The sequence below is a fragment of the Rubrivirga sp. SAORIC476 genome (assembly GCF_002283555.1).
Classification (GTDB): domain Bacteria; phylum Bacteroidota; class Rhodothermia; order Rhodothermales; family Rubricoccaceae; genus Rubrivirga.
Genome location: NZ_MVOI01000003.1, coordinates 1,241,356 through 1,260,406 on the forward strand (window position 1 = coordinate 1,241,356; position 19,051 = coordinate 1,260,406).

A 19,051-nucleotide genomic window follows, 5' to 3' on the forward strand; every position below is an offset into this window, starting at 1 on the left:
TCTGCCGGGCCCGCCCTCCCCTCACGACTCCAGCGGCTCGGACACCCAGTCGAGGGCGTCGGCCCGGTCGTCGGTCGGGTACGCGCGCACCTCCAGGCCGGGCAGGAACGCTCCCTGCATTCGCGCCGTCGCCGCGATCCACGGCGTGTCTGAGACGACGGCGTAGCGGTCGACCTTGCCGATGGCGGTCAGCATCTTGACGCCGCGCCCCAGGTTCTCGCCGAGCGCGTCGAGCGTGAACCCGCCGACGCCCGTGATCTCCCCGTACAGGTGGACGTGCCCGCTCTCCATGGCCCGCTCGACCTCGCGGTAGAGCGCCTCCACGTCCGGCCGCGTCGTCGTGCCGTCGATGGTGAACGCGACGACGTGCGGAGGAAGATCAGGGAGGAGGCGAAACATAGCGGGGGGTGCGGAGCGCGTGGAACGTAGGGATGGCCCACGCGCTGCGCCTATAGACTACGTCGCCGGGACGGGCGAGGGGACGAGTGGGCCGTCGGTGCCGTCGCCTGAGGCGGGCGTGCTCGCCGGCGGGCCGCTCACGGCACCGTCCGCCTCGGGCGACACGCCGCGGGCCGCAGCGATTCGCATCGCGACGCTGTCGAAGGCCGAGTACATGACCGGCACGATGACGAGCGTCAGGAAGGTCGCGAACGTCAGGCCCGAGATGATGGCCGTGCCCATCGGCCCCCAGAACTGGGTGTTCTCCGACCCGATCGAGAACGACGGGTCCAGGTCGACGATCATGCCGACGAAGTCGATGTTGATGCCGAACGTGAGCGGGATCAGCCCGATGACGGTCGTGAACGCGGTCAGGAGCACCGGCCGGAGACGCGTCGCGCCGCCGTCCACGATGGCCTCCTGCTTGTCCTCGCCCCGTGCGCGGAGTTGCTCGACGTAGTCCACCAGCACGATGGCGTTGTTGACCACGATGCCCGCCAGCGAGATCACTCCGATGAAGGTCATCAGGCCGAACGGCGTCCGCGTCAGGATCAGGCCCAGCATCACGCCGATCAGGCTCAGGCCGACCGCGACCATGATAATGAGCGGGTTGACGACCGAGTTGAACTGCGCGATCAGGATGATGGTGATGAGCGCGAGCCCCATCAGGAGCGCCGTCGTCAGGAAGCTGAAGCTCTCTTGCTGCTCCTCGTCGGCGCCGGTGTAGGAGACCGAGTAGCCGGCCGGGATCTCCGCCAGCGTCGGGGCCAGCTCGGCCTGCACCTGGCCCAGCACGGCGGTCGCATTCGCGCCCGGCGCGGCGTCGCCGAGGACCGTGACCACGCGTTCCTGGTCGAGCCGCGTCACCGAGCCGAGCCCGGACGACGGAACGATTCGGGCGACGGCGACCAGCGGCACCTGGATGCCCTCATTCAGGATCGTGAGGCTCTCGATCTCGCGCAGCGACTCGCGGTCTTCCTCCTGGAGGCGGACCGTCACGTCGTACTCGTCCTTGCCGTCGCGGTACTTGCTCGCCTCGACGCCGTTGACGGCGCCGCGGACGGCCAGCGCGATCGACTGGGTGGAGAGCCCGAACGCCGCCGCCCGCTCGCGGTCGATTTCGATGCGGTACTCCGGCCGGCCGCTGTTCAGGTTGTCGCGGATGTCGACGAGCCCCTCGATGCGGCCCGCCTCGACGGCGTCCTCGAGTTGGTCCTTGAGGCGTCCGGCGATGGCCTGGATCTCGGTGAACTCGTCGCCCGAGACCTCGATGTTGACCGCGGCGCCCGTCGGCGGCCCTCCCTGGTCCTGCGTGATCGTCAGCTCGACGCCCGGGAGGCCGGTCAAGCTCTCGCGGATCCGCTGGATGGTCTCCGACGATGGCTCGGCGCGCTGGTCGTAGTCGACCATGTTCAGCGTCACGCTCGACCGCTCCGCCGAGGCGGACCCGCCCCCGAACTGGGCGTCACCGCCGACGCCGACGGAGGTGGAGATGTTGGTCGTGTTGGCCGCCGTGGCAGGCTCGCTCGCCATCAGCTCCTCGACGCGGCCGAAGACCTCCTCCGAGACCTCGTCCGAGCGCTCGATGGTCGTCCCGACGGGCGCCTCGGCCGTGATCAGAATCTGGTTCGGGTCGGTCGTCGGGAAGAACTCGACGCCCGTCGGGGCCACGAAGAAGAGCGCGATCACGCCCACCAGCGTGCCCAGCGTGGCCGTCAGCAGGCGCGCGCGGTTGTCGGTCAGCAGCAGGTACGGCGAGCCGAAGCTCGTCTGCCGCTGGTTGCGCCCGCCGAAGATCGTCCCCAGGAAGCCGAACCCCGCGATCAGGATCGGCAGCAGGAACATGCCGATGATGACCTCGATGCCCTTGATGCTCGACAGGTCGATCCGGCCCGACAGGATCAGCGGCACCAGCAGCACCGCCACGATGCCGCCGAACCAGAGCCCGGCCTTGACACTCGCCGCGCCCCCCAGGAACGCCGTCTCCAGGCTGTGGACGATGATGCCCAGCACGCCGATGATCAGCAGGACGCCGCCGGGCGCCATCAGCAAGAAGCCCGCCGGGGCGGCCGCCGCGTTCAGCGCCGCGCCTGCGATCAGCAGCACGAAGCCGCCCGAGAAGGCGCCCAGCGCGAACGTGTTGCGGAGCAGACCGCGCCGCATCGAGTAGTCCCGCTGGAGCATCCACCCGAGGAAGCTCCGGTAGGCGTTCGTCATACGGGGGACGGTCTTGTTCGCGAACCGCTGGTGGGCGGGCTCCAGCGCCTTCCGGTAGAGCAGCACGAGAGCCGGGATGGCGATGGCGAGGAAGATGAGAGTCTTCCAGTTCGCGATGCCCACCACCAGCGCCGTGAAGGCCGTCAGCCCGAGCGCGACCTTGCGCATCCGCGGGTCCCGACGCTTCGTCTCGGCCTTCGCGGCTCGCAGCTCCTCGTCGGTCTTGATGAAGTAGCCCGCCACGACCGGGTTGATGATGAGCGCCACGAACAGGCTCGACGTGAGCGTCACGATGAGCGTCAGCGGCATGTAGCTCATGAACTTGCCGATGATGCCCGGCCAGAGCAGCATCGGGGCGAAGGCCGCGACAGTGGTCGCCGTGGAGGCCGCGACGGCCAAGCCCACCTCGGCGGTGCCCTTGCGCGCGGCTTCCCACCGTCCATAGCCCTCCTCCCGGAAACGGTAGATGTTCTCGATGATCACCACCGCGTTGTCGACCAGCATCCCGAGCGCGATGATGAGCGAGAACAGGATGATGAAGTTCAAGGTCTGGCCCATGACCGAGAACACGAGGAAGCTCAGGAACATCGAGAGCGGGATCGCGAGCCCCACCAGCGCCGCGTTGCGGACGCCCAGGAAGAACAGCAGCACCGCGATCACGAAGAGGATGCCTGCGATGATGTTGTTCTCCAGGTCCTTGACCAGGATGTCGACCTGCTCCGACTGGTCGCCCGTGAGCACGTAGCTCGTCCCGGTCGGGAAGGTGAAGGCCTCGATGGTCTCCTCGACGCCATCGACCACCTCGATGATGTTCTCGCCGACCGACTTCTTGACGTTGAGCCGGATGACCTGCAGGTTCTCGGCGTTCTCGACCGGCTGCCACTGGCCGTCCTCGTCCTCGCGCTGGAGCACGTCGAGGCGGGCGTAGCTGGAGCGGTCCTTGTAGCCGAACGTCACGTCGGCCACGTCGCGGACGTAGACCGGCGTCCCGCCAGGGCTCTTGACCACGAAGTCCAGGATCTCGTTCGGGTCGTCGAACTCGCCGTTGACGCGGACGAGGTAGTTCTCCGGCCCGACGTCCACCGAGCCACCCGGGATGTTGGTGTTCTCCGTCTGGATCGCACTCACCAGGTCGTTGATGGACAGGTTGTAGCCCTGCAGCGCGGCCAGGTCCACGTTGATCTGGACCTCGCGCTCCAGGCCTCCCAGCAGGTCCACGTCCGAGACGCCCGGCACCGACTCGATCTCGTCCTGCAGCTCCTCCGCCGTCGCGCGGAGCGAGGTCAGCGAGCCGTCGGTGAGGAGGTTCACCGTGACGACGGGGAAGTCGGCGAAGTCGATGTCGGAGACGATGGGCTCCTCGACGTCGCTCGGGAACTCGGTCTTGGCCAGGTCGACAGACTCGCGCACCTCACGGGAGGCCTCGTCGATGTCCTTGTCGGGGAAGAACTCCGCGATGACCGTCGAGACGCCCTCGGTGGACGTGCTCCGGACCTCGTCCAGCCCGGTGATGGTGGCCACCTCGCGCTCGATCTCCTGCGTGATGATCGACTCGACGTCGTCCGGGCTGGCGCCGGGGTAGATGGTCGTGACCACGATGGTCGCGAACTCGATCTGCGGCTGGCTCTCCTTCGGCAGCGACACGTACGAGACGAGCCCGCCGATGCTGAGCGCGATCGTCAGCACGACGATGGCCGTCCGGTTGGAGATCGCGAAGTCGGTGATTTTCATTGCAGTGTTGCGTGTTTCGTATTGCGTGTCTCGGTGAAGCGGCTACGTGCTCTCGGGCAGACCACGCAACACACCACACGCACTACTCCTCCCGGACGGCCGCCGCGGTGGGCCGGGCCGCGGACTCGCCGGACGACCCGGTGCGGGACCGCGCGGCGGCCACCTCGCGGGTTTCGGTCACGCGGACGCGCTCACCCTCGGTGAGCGAGCCGGCGCCCGAGACGATGATCCGGTCGCCCGCGGCGACGCCGGATCGGATCACGACAGTCTCGCCCGCATTCGGACCCAGCTCGACGACGCGCCGGGTGGCGACGGCGCCGGACGAGTCCTGCGTGACGATGAACACGCTCGTGCCGCGCTCGTCGCGCACGATGGCCTCGGTCGGCACCACGATCACGTTCTCCAGGATGGAGCGCGTCACGTCCATGCGGACCACCATCGACGGCTTCAGCGACCGGTCGGCGTTCTCGACGGCGACCTCGATCGGGAACGTCCGCGAGCCCTCGTCGATGGCGAGGCCGACGAACGAGACGCGCCCGCCGCGTGCCTCGACGGCGTAAGCGTTGGGCGAGACCTGGACCTGCGTGCCCTGCTCGATCTCGCCGGCGTAGCGCTCCGGCACGCCAGCCGTCACCTTGACGTTGCCCGCGCCCACGAGCCGGACGACCGGCTGACCGGGCGAGGCCAGCTCGCCCGGCTGCTGGAGCCGCGCCTCGACGACCCCCGAGAAGGGCGCCACGATGCGCGTGTTGGCGAGCTGGCTCTGAGCGCTCGCCACACCCGCCGAGGCGGCGGCGGTCTGCGCCTGCGCCGCGTTGACGCCCTCCCGGGCCGCGCGGAGCTGACCCTGCGCCTGCGCGATCCCTGCGTCGGCCTGGGCGACCTGCGCGCGGGCCTGCGCCAGCTGCGTCTCGACGCTCCGGAACTCCAGCGCCGACAGGATCGAGTCGCGGAAGAGGGGCGCCTGGCGGCGATACTGGTCCTGGGCGAGGTCGAGCTGGGCCTGCGCCGCGGCGCGCTGGGCACGGGCGGCCTGCAGGCCCGCCTCGGCACCGGCGACGGACGCCTCAGCCTGGGCGACGCCCGCGCGGCCCTGCGCCACGCCCGCCTGGGCCTGGCTGACGCCCGCCCGCTGTCCGGTCGCGCGCACCTGGGCGACCGTCTGCCCGGCACGCACGAAGGTGCCGACCGGCGCCACGTACGTCAGCGTGCCCGGCACGTCCGGCGAGAGCAGCGCGTCGTTGTCGGCGTCGACGGTGCCGGTCAGCTCGATGGTGTCCTCGAAGTAGCCGGGGTCGGCGACGACCACCTCCACGGGGATGGAGCGGTCGGCGGGGGCCTCGGCCTCGGCGGCCTCGTCGGCGCCGGGCTGGCACGCGGCGAGCGTCAGCCCGAGGGCGAGCAGGGAGAGGGGGGCGAAGTGTCGCATGGGGAGTCGCAGGACAGAGACGGGGTCTCGGAAGGAGCGTCGGAGGGGCACGGCGTGCCGTGCCCGGTCGGGGTGGACCGTCAGTCGGAGCCGATGGTGGGGACGGGCGAGATCACCGTCGGCGCCTCGGAGGGCGGCACGGTGTCAATGGCGGTCGGGGCGATGGTGCCCGTGGCGCGCTCGTAGGCGCTCCGCGCGACCAGCGCGTCGTAGACCGCCTGCAGGTAGTTGAGGCGAGCGAGGTCGAGGTTCTGGCTCGACACGCGCACGTCGAGTTGGCTGGCGACGCCCTCCGCGAGGCGGGCCGAGGCGAACGCGAACGCCGTCTCGGCCGTCTCGACAGTCCGCGACTGGGCCGAGAGCCGCTGGCGCGCGCTCTCCAGCTGGCGGACGGCCGCAGCCACCTCCAGCGCCGCTGCGTTGCGGGCCTGCTCCAGTTGGATCGACGCCTGGTCCACCGCGATCTGGTTCTGCTGGATCTGGCGACGCGTCTGGAAGCCGTCGAACAGCAGCCAGTTCATCCGCAGCCCGACCGTCAGGCTGGGCTGCCAGTACGCGTCCGAGAAGAAGCCCGTCGAACCCGACTCGAAGGTGAACGGGTCGGCCGGGTCGGGGTTGGTGAGGAAGCTGCGGTCGTCCGGCACGTTGCCGTTGTAGCCCGCGTTGACGAACGCGCTCAGGCTCGGGTACAGGCCCGCCTTGGTGATGTCGCGCTGGACCTCGTTGAGGCGGACGGCCAAGGCCGCCTGCTGCACGTCCGGCCGGAGGTCGAGCGCGCGCGCCGAGGCGGCGGCCAGCCCGACCGTCTGGAACAGCGCGCCCTCCGGCGGCGCCAGCTCGCCGACGAGCACGACCGGGGAGTCGACCGGCAGGCCGAGCGTCAGCAGAAGCTGGTCGCGGGCGCTCTCGGCGGCGGCCTCGGCCGTCACGACGGCCGTCCCGGCGTTGGCGAGGTCCACCTCGGCGTTGAGGCGCTCCAGCACTGGCCGGACGCCCTGCGCCACCAGCTGCGACGACTCGCCGAACGTCTCGCGCGAGCGCTCCAGCGACGCCCGCTGCACGGCCGCCTGCTGCTCGGCGAGGAGCGCCTGGTAAAACGCCTGCCGCGTCTGGTCGATCGTCTCGTCCTCGCGCTGGGCCACCGCCGCCTCGTTGATCTCGACCAGGGAGCGCGCGCCTCGCACTGCCGCGAGCGCCGTGCCCGAGTAGATCGGCTGCGTCAGAGAGATCGTGTTCGTGAACTGGTTGTCGGTGCCGAACGGGTTGCTGGACCCGTCGCTCGCCACGAAGCCCGCCGCCGACTGCCCCTCGCTGACGCGCCGGTTGTACTCGGCCAACGAGATCGGCTGCGTCGCCGGGTCGTCGTCGGTGCGCGCCTGCTCGTTGTAGGCCAGCCAGCCGATGGCGCCGAGGCCGCTGAAGATGTTGCCCGCCGACGAACCAGCGAACGGGTTCGCCTGGACCACGTTGCGCGCGAACTGGCTCGTCGCGTCGACGCGCGGCAGGAGTTGGCCGTAGGCCCCGCGGACCTGCGAGCGCGCCGTCTCGGTGTCGAGCCGCGCCAGGCGGATCGCGTAGGCCCGCTCCAGGGCGATCTGGATCGCGTCGTCCAGCGTCAGGCGGAGCGTCTCGCCCCCCGGCTGGGCCGGAGGCAGATAGACGCCCGCCACGATCGCGGAGTCGCCCGCGGTGTCGGACTGGGCCGAGGCGGCCACCGAGGCGAGCGCGAGGGCGAGGAGGGAAAGGAGTCGCAGCGTCATGCGTCGGGGGACGGGGCGTCGACGGCGGGCGTCAGAAGCCCGTCGAAGAGGACGGTCGTGATGAACTCGGCGGTCGTGGCCGAGTCGAGCGGCGGCAGGGTGGGGAGCCCGGCCGGCGCGCAGTCGTGGGCGGCGTGGGCCATCAGGAGCCCCCGCACGTTGCCGATGAGGAGGTGGGCGACGGGCAGCGCGGGCAGCGCCCGGAGCGCCCCGCTGTCCACGGCGCGCTCGACGGCACCGGCGACGGCAGCCGTGAACGTGGCGAACAGCTGGAGCACCTCCGCCATCCGGTCCGGGTCGTGGAAGGCGCGCGGCCCCTCGGTCATGAAGAGACGCAGCACCGAGCGGTTGCTCTCGAAGTGCGCGAGGAGACCGTGGATGAAGTCGCGGAAGGCCTCGCGGGCGTCCTCGCGCGTGCCGAGCGGACGGTCGGCAGGAAGCGTCGCCTCGACCACACGGTGGAGGCCCTCGACGACGCGCTCCTCGAAGAGGGCGTGGTAGAGTTCCTCCTTGCCGCCGGGGAAGTAGTTGTAGAGCGTCCCCTTGCCGAACTCGGCGCGGTCGGCGATCTCATCGAGCGTGGCCCCCTCGAAGCCCTTCTCCCCGAACACGGCGAGCGCTGCGTCCAACATCGCCAGGCGGCGTGCCAGCCGCTCGCGCTCGCGACGGCTGGGGACGGCAGAGAGAGGGGACGAGATCTCCAAGATGAACGACGAGTGCAGGAGGTGACCGATCAGTCACTTTTGGAACCAGGGCGTCAGTACGGCCGCTCAAGTCCCTGGTTTCGCGGACGGGGTTAAGACAAAAAGAAGGGCCTCTGACTGACAGAGGCCCTTCATGTGTGCGTCCGATGGACGCGCGGCGCAGCGTCTCCACGCCCTCCCAACCTTCTCCGAGGCCGACCGCCTCGGCGTCTGCGTCAGACCGTCCGTGCGGCGAAGGCGTTGGCGTCGTCCGGGCAGCCCGTCCACTCGGTCCGCGCGACGTTGCCGAGGTAGCCCAGGTCCTCGATGCCCTGCGGGCTGGAGAAGTAGCCCGTGGCGACGTAGTTACGGAAGAGGCTGAAGAACGACACGCCCGCCTCGTCCGCCGGGGTGGCGGACTCCGGGTACGCGATCCGGTCGAGCAACTGCCGCTGCTGGTCGTCGGAGGCCTCTACGAAGGACGCCGCGCCGAGATCGCGCGCCTCGGCGTCGAGCCAGGCCAGGCCTCCGCGGATCAGCGTCTGTCGGTTGGTGGGGTCACCGAGGAGTTCGTCCGTCATCACCCAGTCGATCAGTTCGGGCGTGCCGGTCTCAGCCGCGCTCGGCCCCCGCTCGTCGGCGGGGATCACGATCCCGGCCAGCGTGCGGACGGTCTCGAACTCGTGGGGCGTGAAGAACGTCGGCGCCGCGCCGACGGCGGGCTGCATGGCTCCCCCGCTCGCCGCGTGCCGCATGGCCGACCCGGCTACGTCCTCGCCCCGACAGGCGGATAGCAGCGCAGGAGCCGCCGCGACGACGGCGAGCTTGCGGAGGGCGTCGCGGCGGGAGATCGGAGGCATGAGAACGCGGGCAGGATCGGAAGGACGAGACATCCCGCCTCGGCACCGAGGCGGGCCGGGCGGCGGTCACACGTTGCGCTGGCGGCGCTGGTCGAGGATGTAGTCCGCCGCGCGCCACGAGAGCGCGAGGATGGACCAGGTCGTGTTCTTGTGGGGCTGCGAGACGAAGGTGGCCGCGTCGACCACGAACACGTTGTCGGCGTCGTGGGCTTGGCAGAAGCCGTTGAGCGCCGAGGTCGCCGGGTCGTCGCCCATGCGGACGCAGCCGGCCTCGTGGATGATCTCGCCCGGTTTCGAGATGCCGTACTGCGTCTCCTCGGTCGGCATCTCGTCGATCTCGCCGCCGATGGACTCCAGAATCTCGCGCGCTGCCATCTGCATGTGACGGGCCTGCCGGATCTCCTCGTCGCCCCACGTCACGTCGAAGGTGAGGGTCGGGATGCCGTACTTGTCCACCGAGCCCTCGTCGATCCAGCAGCGATTGTCGGCGCGGGCGATCATCTCGCCGCGTCCCGCGAAGCCGACGCGCGCGGCGTAGACGCGGCGGTAGTCGTCCTTGAGTTGGGCGCCGTAGCCCCCTCCGCCTCGGGAGCGCTCTCCAGGAAAGTCGGCGTTGGCGTTCTCGATGCCCCAGCCGTAGCCGAAGCCCGGCATCCCGCGCCCGCCCCACGTTTCGAGGTGGTAGCCGCGCGGGAAGTCGAGGCTGGCGTGCTGGTCATGCAGCCACCACGGGATGTAGATGTGCATCCCGCCGACGCCGTCGCAGTTGTGGGCGGGCTGGTTGGCCAGCGCCGGGACGAACGCCGACGCGCCCGCGCCGACGGTGTCCATGAGGTAGCGCCCCACCACGTCGCTCGAGTTGGCGAGCCCGTTGGGGTGCCGCGCGCTCGTCGAGTTCAGCAGCAGCCGTGCCGACTCGCACGCCGAGGCGGCCAGCACCACGATGTCGGCCTTGACCTCGTAGGCCTCCAGGGTTCCCGTGTCGACGTACGAGACGCCGGTCGCGCGGCCCTCGGCGTCGGTGAGCACCTCGCGCGCCATCGCGCCCGTGATCACGGTCAGGTTGCCGGTCGCCAGCGCGGGGTCCAGCAGGACGCGCCCGGCCGAGAAGTTGGCGCCCACCGAGCAGCCGCGGTTGCACTGGCCGCAGTAGTGGCACGCCGGGCGGTCGCCGAGCGGCCGGGTCAGGATCGAGAGCCGCGACGACAGCACGGGGATGCCGATGGACTCGGCGCCGCGCATGACGCGCTTCTCGTAGCAGCGCGGCTCGGGAGGCGGCAGGAACTGGCCGTCGGGCTCGTTGGGGAAGCCGTCGCGGTTGCCGAAGATGCCCACGAGCCGGTCCACCTTGTCGTAATACGGCGCGATGTCGTCGTAGCCGATGGGCCAGTCGTCGCCGTAGCCGTCGAGCGTCTTGCCGCGGAAGTCGTCGGGCCCGAAGCGGAGGGAGATGCGGCCCCAGTGGTTCGTGCGCCCACCGATCATGCGCGCGCGCCACCACCGCCAGTCGGTGCCCTCGGCGGCGCTGTAGGGCTCGCCCTCGATCTCCCAGCCGCCGTCGCACGCGTCGAACTCGCCGAACGGCCGCTTGGTGGTCGAGGCGCCCCGCCTCGGCGACTCGTAGTTCCACCGCAGCATGTCCGCGTCGTCGATGGACCACGGCTGGCCGGCTTCCAGAAGGACCACCTTGGCGCCGCCCTCGGCCAGCACCTTAGCGGCCATGCTGCCGCCCGCGCCCGACCCCACGATGCACACGTCGTAGGTCTCGGAGGGCTCGATGATCTGCATGAGGTCGGGAGGAGTGCGACGCGAAGGTAGCGTGAACGCGAGGCCCGCGGCTTGCCGAGCCGCTCCACCTCGGCGCCGACGTGGACGGGTCGCTACACCTTCCAGATGATGTTGCGCTGATGGAGCGCCCGCAGTACGAGGTACCACCCACCGATCCACACGAGCGCGTACAGCAGCGACGACACCTCGGGCGGACCGACAGGGGCGAACACCGTCTCGTAGATCCACGACTGGAGCGAGCGCGGGCCGTCCGGCCCGGCGACCTGGATGCGCGCGAGCGTCTGCGCGAGCAGGCTGCTCCCCACGAACACGAGCAGGGCGTTGACGCCGTAGGCCACGAACGGCGTCGTCCACCCGCGCCAGCCGCGCACGTCGGCGGCCCAGTAGCAGGCGCCGAGGACGCTGAACGCGAGGCCGCCCGTCAGCAGGACGTACGAGCTGGTCCAGAGTGCCTTGTTGACGGGGAACACCCAGCCCCAGGCCGACCCGGCGGCGAAGAGAGCGAGCCCGACCGCCATCAGCTTCGCGGCCGTCTCTGCCGACGCCTCCCGGTCTGCCAGCACCCACTGCCCGGCGACGATGCCGAGGAGCGTCGTCACGATGGCCGGGAGCGTGCTCAGAACGCCCTCCGGGTCCCACAGCTTGTCGGCGCCGGCCCAGAGGTGCTGCCCGAGCAGCAGCCGGTCGACGTATGCTGGAAGGGTTTCCGCGGCCACGTCGAGGTGTCCCGCTCCGATGCCAGGCACGGGCACGAGTTCGAGCGCGGCCCAGTACCCGAGCAGGATGCCGGCGCCGACGACCACCTGCGTCCGCGCGGACGTGGTCAGGAAGAGGAGCGACGCGGCGAGGTAGCACAGGGCGATCCGCTGGAGCACGCCCAGGATGCGGAAGTCGCTCAGGTCGATCCCCTCGCCCGCCAGGAACCGCCAGCCGCGCGAGTAGAACGCCAGCCCCAGCCCGATGGCGAACAGCACCGCGGCCCGCTTGACGGTCTTGCGGACGAGGTCGCCCCGGTCCGCCCCGCGCGCCAGGCGCTTCGTGAACGCCAGCGGGATCGCCACGCCGACGATGAAGAGGAAAAACGGAAAGACGAGGTCGGTCGGCGTCCACCCGTGCCAGGCGGCGTGCTTCAACGGCGCGAAGATGGCGCCCCACGTGCCGGGGTTGTTGACGAGAATCATCCCCATGATCGTCAGCCCTCGGAAGACGTCGAGCGAGACGAGGCGGGCAGGCCGGTCGGCCTCGGCACCGAGGCGGGGGGAGTCGGGGGGCATGGCGGCAGGGTGGATGCCGCAACGTAGCGCGGAGAGCGCGGAGAGCGCGGGCGACTCGTTTCCTGTCGACCAGCGATGGCGGGCCGCGATCCTCTTGAGGATCCCGGCATTGACGTGCCGGTAGCGGATAGCCAGCCGCTCGGCCACCTCTCCATTCTTCGAACTCTGCATGCACGTCCGAGAGCTTGCTGGCGCAATGCCTTGGGTACCGCCGCCTGGCCCACGCCTCCGACAGGTTCGCACCGACAGCCCGTGACGAGCGCCGCACCTGACCTGTCAGCGCACACCGCTCGGCTCTGGGCCACCGCTTCGAGTGTTCGAACAACTCCATCGCACTCGCGAACGCCTTCTTGTAGACGTACAGGTCGGCGACGTTCTGGATGCTGATCCTCTCCGTGCTCTCTCGCCGTGGAGCGGCGGCTCTCCGTACCCCTCGCACTTACCCCCCCATCAGCCCTCGCTCGGCGAGCGACGTGTAGCCCCGCCCGGCGATGATGAGGTGGTCGTGGACCGGGATGCCGAGGACCTTCCCTGCCTCGCAGAGTTGCTTCGTGATGGCTACGTCCTCGCGGCTGGGCTCCGGGTTGCCCGACGGGTGGTTGTGAAGGCACACCACCGAGGCGGCGTGCTCCAGAATGGCCCGCTCGAACACCTGGCGCGGCTCGACGATGGACGCGGCCAGCCCGCCCGTCGTGAGCGTGTACTCGGCCGTGACCACGTTGGCCGTGTTGAGGTGGAGCACCACGAACACCTCGCGTGGCAGGTCCCGCAGGCGCGGCCCGTACGCCGCCGCCACGTCGGCCGGGCTGCGAACCTGCACGCGCTCCTCCGGCGGTGCCGCCTCCACCCGTCGCCCGATCTCGAACACCGCCGCTAGTTGCGCCGCCTTTGCCGGGCCGACGCCCTTCGTCGCCTTCACGACCTGGTTCGCGTCGCGCCGGGCCAGCTTCGCGAGCGAGCCGTAGGCCTTCAGAAGCGCCTGGCCCAGTTCCACCGCTGACACGCTCCGCCCGCCAACGCGCGTCCCGCTGCCGAACACCAGCCCGACCAGCTCCGCGTCGCTGAGCGCCGCCGGGCCGCGGGCGAGCAGCTTTTCCCGCGGTCGGTCCGCCTCGGGCCGCTCGCGGATGGGGACGTAGTCGACCTGGACCTCGGTCACGTCGGGCTCGTGGAGGGCGATGCCGGGGCGGAACTCGGACGGCATATGCGGGCGGGCGTGTCTCCCCATAGACCCGTACCCCTCGCCGATCTAACCCCACCCACTCCCCGAGGCGGGCGAACCCGGCTGGCGCGACGCCCTCCAACAGAAAAACGGGGGCGCCGCGCGATGCGACGCCCCCGAAGCGACCGAGGCCGACCGAGCTACTCCGCCGGGATCAGGTCGAGCAGCATCTGCTCGTTGGACGGGCTCATCTGGATCTGCTTGATGAGCGCCTGCATGGCCTCGTCTGGGAAGCGGCTGTTGAGCGCGCGGAGCAGCATGTTGCGCGCGTGCGCGATGTTGTCCGCGACGAGGCGCTCCTCGTTGCGCGTGCCCGAGCGCCGGATGTTGATGGCCGGGTAGATGCGCTTCTCCGAGAGGTCCCGGTCGAGCACGATCTCCGAGTTGCCGGTGCCCTTGAACTCCTCGAAGATGACGTCGTCCATCCGCGAGCCCGTCTCCACGAGCGCCGTCGCGATGATCGTCAGCGAGCCGCCGTTCTCGATGTTGCGCGCCGAGCCGAAGATCTTGCGCGGCATCAGCAGCGCGCGCGCGTCGAGGCCGCCCGACATCGTCCGGCCGGAGTTGCCGCCGTACAGGTTGAACGTGCGCCCGAGGCGGGTCAGCGAGTCGAGCAGGATGACCACGTCGTGGCCCTGCTCGACGAGGCGCCGCGCGTACTCGAACGCGAGCGTCGCCACGCGGACGTGGTTGTCCTCGCCGGCGTCGTTGGACGACGCGAAGACGGTGCAGTCGGTGTTGCGGCGGAAGTCGGTGACCTCCTCCGGCCGCTCGTCGATGAGCAGCGCGACCAGCTTCACCTCGGGGTGATTCTGCGCCAGCCCGGCCGCCATGCCCTTCAGGATGAAGGTCTTGCCCGCGCGCGGCGGTGCCACGATGAGCGCTCGCTGGCCCTTGCCGAGCGGCGACACCATGTCGATGACGCGCATCGAGACGTCGGACGCATCGCTCACGATGTTGAGCTTGTCCTCGGGGTAGATGACGAGCCCCTCATCGAAGTCGGTCGTCTCGGCCCATGCCTCCGGCTCCTGGCCCATCACCTCGGTCACCTCGGACACCTGCCACGCGCCCTTGCGGCCGGGCTTGATGGTGCCCTTGAGCTGGACGCCGTCGCGGAGGTTGTACTTCTGAATCAGCGGCGGCGGCATGAAGGGGTCGTTGTCCCCCTTGGCCAGCGAGGTCGAGATCTCGCGGATGAAGCCGAACTTCTTGTCGCCGATCAGCTCCAGCATGCCCACGAAGGGCTCGCCGGGGGCGCCTCCCCCCTGGTTGCCACCACCGTCGGACTTGGAGTTGCCGCGGGTGCGCTTCTTGCGACGGCGACGCCCGGAGCCGTCGTCCTCGTCGCTGTCGGAGGACTTGGAGTCGGCCGCCTGGGGCTCGGGCGCCGCGTCAAGCTTGTCGCTGGAGGCGACGGGCTCGGCCTCGCGGGTGCGGCGACGGCGCTTGGGCGCCGGCTCCTCACCGGGGGCGTCGGCCTGGGGGGCCTCCTCGGGCGTCTCCTTGGGCTTCGCCTTGGCACGCGTGCGGCGCTTGGGGGCGGGCTTCTCGGGTTCGGCCGCTTCGGGCGCGCCGTTGCCGTTGGAGGACGACCCAGAATCGGTCAGGTCGATGACATGGGCCCGCGAGCGGCGTCGCTTGGGGGTCTCCGTCTCAGGGGCGTCGGCGTCAGCCGTCGCGCTCGTCTTGTCGGCCATGGAGTGGCAGGGGGATGCGATGCAATGAGCCCTGTGGGGGCATGGGAGGGCGCGACCGTAGGGCCGAGCGGACTCCTTGGAAGGTGCTCACGCAGAACTCGGGCGAAGCCCACAGATCTGAGAGAGATCGTTCGGGTGGCAAAGGCGGAGATGCCGCCGGGGTGCCGGAGCCTCTGGTCGGGCGAGGCCCAAGCCAGAAAGCGGAACGTGGGCCGGTGGTCGAACGGTCTGCTGCGCCTCGCTCCGCTGCGTCGGCTGTGACCTGGCCCTGAAGCCCCACGTGGCGTCGGTTGCGTTCGCGTGTGGGGCCTCTCTGTGACGCCGGTGAAGATAGATGGTTTCGCGCCGCCCTTCAACCCCCTCCGCTCCACACCCCGTTCTACGGCCCAATAGGCATAGGGAGAGTCCCGAAACGGGAGGCCATGGCCGAGGCGACCGACTCCCACCTCCCGAACAGGCAGGCGTAGGTTCACCGCCATGCCCGACCTCTCTTTCGAACGCCGCCACTGGGACGCCGGACGCCGCATGGTGGTCGGCCTCGACGAAGCCGGTCGCGGGTGCCTGGCTGGCCCCGTGGTGGCGGCCGCGGTCGTCCTCCCCCCGGACGCCCACCTCCCCGGCCTGGACGACTCCAAGAAGCTGTCCGCCGAGGCGCGGGAGGCGCTGCTCCCTGTGATCCAGCGCGAGGCGCTGGCGGTCGGCATCGGCCAGTGCTCGCCGGCCGAGGTGGACGAACTGAACGTGCTCTGGGCCGCCATGGAGGCGATGCGCCGCGCCGCAGCCTCCCTCCCGCTCGCGCCCGACCTGTTCCTCGTGGACGGCAACCGCGAGGTCCCCGGTGCGCCGTGCCCTCAGGAGACGGTGATCAAAGGCGACACCCTGAGCCTGTCCATCGCCGCCGCGTCGGTGGTGGCGAAGGTGACCCGCGACCGGATCATGGTCACGCTGGATGCGGCCTTCCCGGTCTACGGCTGGGCAGGCCACAAGGGCTACCCGACCGCCGCCCATTACGCCGCGCTCGCCGCCTACGGCCCGAGCCCACACCACCGCCGCTCGTTTCGCCTGACACGGTGAGGCGGAGGACGAAGAGACCCACCGTCCTCCGCCTGAGGCCCAGGACCAGTTCCCGATCTCTTCCGTGCGCCTACGCGCGGCGCCATCCGGCCAGCCCTTCTGCCACGTCTCGGGCCACCATGTCCGCCGTTCCGTCGGCGTCGACGACGAGGTCGGCCTGCGCGTAGAACGGCTCGCGGGCCGCGAGGAGGGAGCGAACGCGCCCCTCCAGCGCGTATCCCCGGAGCGGTCGGCCGGTGGCGTCGGCGAGCATGGGGCGCCCACGCGCGCGCCCGACGCGGCGCACGACCATCGGAACCGACGCCTGGAGCCACACCACCGGACCCGCCATGCGGGCGACGACGAGGTTGGCTGGCTCTACGAGCGTGCCACCGCCGGTGGCCACCACCAAGCCCTCCCCCGCCGTCGTCTCGCGGAGAGCCTCCGCCTCGGCAGCGCGAAAGACGCCCTCCCCCTCGGCGAAGAGCGCGGGCACCGTCCGCCCCGTGCGTGCCTCGACGAGCCAGTCGAGGTCGACGAAGCGGTACCCCAGCCGGTCGGCGAGCAGCGGGCCGACGCTGCTCTTGCCGGAGGCCATGAAGCCGGTCAGGTAGATGCGGGGGGGCACGAGGCGGGAGGCGGGAGGCGGGAGGCGGGAGGCGGGAGGCGGGAGGCGGGAGGCGGGAGGAAGATGCGTCTCCCGGTCCGGGTGGAGGATCAAACCCGACGGAACTTTTCGGAGGCGCAACGCTCCAGAACCCAGAACCCAGAACCCAGAACCCAGAACCCAGAACCCAGAACCCAGAACCCAGAACCCAGACCTCCTCGATGCCCACCACGCGCCTCCTGCTCGAATACGACGGCACCGACTTCCGGGGCTGGCAGATCCAGCCGGAGGGGCCGACCGTGCAGGGCGCCCTGGAAGCGGCACTGGCGACGGTTCTCCGCGAGCCGGTCGGCGTGGTCGGCTCCGGGCGGACCGACACGGGCGTCCATGCGCGCGGTCAGGTCGCCCACTTCGTCACCGAGGCGGCCGTGGATCCGTACCGGCTCAGGGCCTCGCTGAACGGGCTGCTGCCGCAGTCGGTGGTGGTCCTGGCGGCGGAGGCCGCGCCGGACGGCTTCCACGCGCGCTACGACGCGCGGCGGCGACGGTACGTGTACCAGGCGTCCACCGAGCCGCGGGCGCTCGACGGCCGCACGCGGGTCCACCTCCGCCCGGCCCCCGACCTCGACGCCATGAACGAAGCGGCACGCAGGCTCCTGGGCCGCCACGACTTCTCCTCGTTCTGCCGGACCAAGTCGGAGACGACGAACCGGACGTGCACCCTGACCCTCGCGCGCTGGGTCGCCGGCGAGCGCCCCGGCGACCTCGACTTCGAGATCGAGGCGGACCGTTTTCTGCATGGAATGGTCCGTGCGGTCGTCGGTACCCTCGTCGAGGTCGGCCGCGGACGTCGGTCGGCTGCTGACCTCGCCGACGTGCTGGCGGCTCGGGACCGCCGGGCGGCCGGGCCCGCCGCTCCTCCCCACGGGCTCGTTCTCGACCGCGTCGACTACGCCCCCTCTTCCACCTAGCCTGTGCGCCGCCTCGCCCTCGCGTGCCTGCTCCTCGTCGCCGGCTGTGACCGCGTGCCCATCGATCCGGAGGGCACCTCGCTGCTCGTGACCTCCCCCGATCTCGGCGTCGTCCAGCTCGACTCGGACTTTCGCCTGCGTCTCGTTCCCGAAGGCACGACCGGCCCGCTGACCGTCCGCATCGAGGGGACCGACATTCCGTTCGACTCCACGGCGGCAGCGTTCATCTTCGAGCGAAAGCTCGTGCAGGGCGTCAACTCGTTCGAGCTTACGGTCACCGGTGGGACGGGCACGGTGCAGACCGACACCCTCTATGCGTTCTACCTGCCCCTCCAGGCTCTCCCCCTCGTAGAAGCCAACGCAGGCGTCGCCCGCCTGGATGCGGCGGTGACCTCCCTGCCTACGGGGCAGGCCATCATCTCGGGAGGCCGCTCGGCGTCGGGGAGCGCGCTCCCCTCGGCGGATGTGCTCCAATCGCAGCCGTCGCGCGTGGTCGCCACGACGGTCCCCCTGCGGCAGGCGCGGGCGGGCCACACGGCCACGTTGGTCGAAGGCGGATCGCTGCTGCTGGGCGGCACGAATGCCGCTGCATCCGCAGGACCCGCGGCGTTCGTCCGCTCGCCGGAGTGGATCTCGCCCAGCGGCGAGACGCGGAACGTAGAGATTCTGGGCGGCGCCGACGGGCCGGCCCGAACCGGTCACGTCGCGCGTGCTGTCACGTTCGAGGGCACCACCTACCTCTACCTCTTTGGCGGTCAGAGTCCTGCGGGGAGCGGAGCGGCGGCGACATCGACGTTCGACATCTACCGCGTCGAGGGGTCGGGTGGCTTCACCTTTCGCCTGGAGCACCTCTCGCCGCCGGGCGGCGTGAGCGGCTTCGTCTCCCTCCCCGACGCCGCGCTCGCGTCGACCGGACCCGAGACGGCAGCGGTGTTCGGGCTCGGCGACGACGCCTCGTCGACGTTCACCGTTCGGTGGTCTGCTCCTGGCACACCCACCTCTCCGTTCAGCGTCGATGTGCAGCCGGGCACGGCGCTCCGCACCCCTCGCTCGGCGGCTGCCGCGGTCGGGCTGGGCGGCGGCCTCTCACTGATCCTCGGCGGACGAGACGCCGACGGCGACCTGGTGCCCACGCTCGAGATCTACGCGGCCTCCGTCGACCGCGCCTTCCGCTTTCCTCCCGAACTCCAGCTCCGCGTCCCTCGCTCCGACCACATCGCAACTATTTTCGGCACCAACCGAATCGTGGTAGCTGGCGGTCGCCCGACCACGGGGTCGGCGATCACCGCGTATGAAGCCTTCCAGTTCTAACGCGCCCTCT

At 70.6% G+C, this 19,051-nt stretch carries 14 protein-coding genes and 1 pseudogene; 3 read left to right on the forward strand and 12 right to left on the reverse strand.

Going from position 1 to position 19,051, the window contains the following annotated elements; genetic code table 11:
* Positions 1-21: 21 nt before the first annotated feature.
* The 11 genes and pseudogenes from B1759_RS07030 to rho all read right to left on the reverse strand — a co-directional run bounded on the left by B1759_RS07030 (position 22) and on the right by rho (position 15,099).
* A complete protein-coding gene (locus B1759_RS07030) occupies positions 22-399 on the reverse strand; it encodes an STAS/SEC14 domain-containing protein (RefSeq protein ID WP_095514308.1) in 378 nt (125 codons plus the stop codon).
* 57 nt (positions 400-456) lie between these two features.
* The gene (locus B1759_RS07035) at positions 457-4,386 is read right to left on the reverse strand and encodes an efflux RND transporter permease subunit (protein WP_095514309.1); all 3,930 of its coding nucleotides are present in this window, start codon (positions 4,384-4,386) and stop codon (positions 457-459) included.
* An 82-nt stretch (positions 4,387-4,468) separates the two neighbouring features.
* Complete coding sequence (locus B1759_RS07040; protein ID WP_095514310.1) at positions 4,469-5,815, reverse strand: efflux RND transporter periplasmic adaptor subunit; 1,347 nt, start codon at positions 5,813-5,815, stop codon at positions 4,469-4,471.
* 80 nt (positions 5,816-5,895) lie between these two features.
* Positions 5,896-7,575, reverse strand: coding sequence for a TolC family protein (locus tag B1759_RS07045; RefSeq protein WP_095514311.1), 1,680 nt, complete (start codon positions 7,573-7,575; stop codon positions 5,896-5,898).
* A complete protein-coding gene (locus B1759_RS07050) occupies positions 7,572-8,279 on the reverse strand; it encodes a TetR/AcrR family transcriptional regulator (protein ID WP_095514312.1) in 708 nt (235 codons plus the stop codon). Before B1759_RS07050 ends, B1759_RS07045 begins: the two co-directional genes overlap by 4 nt.
* 215 nt (positions 8,280-8,494) lie before the next feature.
* Positions 8,495-9,118, reverse strand: a complete 624-nt coding sequence (locus tag B1759_RS07055) for a gluconate 2-dehydrogenase subunit 3 family protein (protein WP_158225159.1) — start codon at positions 9,116-9,118, stop codon at positions 8,495-8,497.
* Positions 9,119-9,184: 66 nt separating this feature from the next.
* Positions 9,185-10,906, reverse strand: coding sequence for a GMC family oxidoreductase (locus tag B1759_RS20180; protein WP_095515079.1), 1,722 nt, complete (start codon positions 10,904-10,906; stop codon positions 9,185-9,187).
* Between the two features lie 92 nt (positions 10,907-10,998).
* A complete protein-coding gene (locus B1759_RS07065; RefSeq protein WP_095514314.1) occupies positions 10,999-12,180 on the reverse strand; it encodes an acyltransferase family protein in 1,182 nt (393 codons plus the stop codon).
* A gap of 160 nt (positions 12,181-12,340) precedes the next feature.
* Positions 12,341-12,619, reverse strand: a pseudogene (locus B1759_RS20445) (four helix bundle protein); the annotation flags it as partial.
* Positions 12,620-13,384 (reverse strand): DNA repair protein RadC, encoded by a 765-nt coding sequence (gene radC, locus B1759_RS07075; protein WP_095514315.1) that lies wholly within the window; start codon positions 13,382-13,384, stop codon positions 12,620-12,622.
* A gap of 158 nt (positions 13,385-13,542) precedes the next feature.
* Complete coding sequence (gene rho, locus B1759_RS07080) at positions 13,543-15,099, reverse strand: transcription termination factor Rho (protein ID WP_198948779.1); 1,557 nt, start codon at positions 15,097-15,099, stop codon at positions 13,543-13,545.
* A gap of 477 nt (positions 15,100-15,576) precedes the next feature.
* On the opposite strand from rho, the gene B1759_RS07085 reads away from it, so the two are divergent.
* Positions 15,577-16,173 (forward strand): ribonuclease HII, encoded by a 597-nt coding sequence (locus B1759_RS07085; protein WP_095514316.1) that lies wholly within the window; start codon positions 15,577-15,579, stop codon positions 16,171-16,173.
* A 70-nt stretch (positions 16,174-16,243) separates the two neighbouring features.
* Here the strand turns inward: B1759_RS07085 and B1759_RS07090 are convergent, their stop codons facing one another.
* Positions 16,244-16,780 (reverse strand): shikimate kinase, encoded by a 537-nt coding sequence (locus B1759_RS07090; RefSeq protein WP_095514317.1) that lies wholly within the window; start codon positions 16,778-16,780, stop codon positions 16,244-16,246.
* A 200-nt stretch (positions 16,781-16,980) separates the two neighbouring features.
* Between B1759_RS07090 and truA the strand changes: the two genes are divergently transcribed.
* Both truA and B1759_RS07100 read left to right on the forward strand, forming a co-directional pair.
* Positions 16,981-17,730, forward strand: coding sequence for a tRNA pseudouridine(38-40) synthase TruA (truA, locus tag B1759_RS07095; protein WP_143537294.1), 750 nt, complete (start codon positions 16,981-16,983; stop codon positions 17,728-17,730).
* A 3-nt stretch (positions 17,731-17,733) separates the two neighbouring features.
* Positions 17,734-19,041, forward strand: coding sequence for a hypothetical protein (locus B1759_RS07100; RefSeq protein WP_095514318.1), 1,308 nt, complete (start codon positions 17,734-17,736; stop codon positions 19,039-19,041).
* Positions 19,042-19,051: the final 10 nt, after the last annotated feature.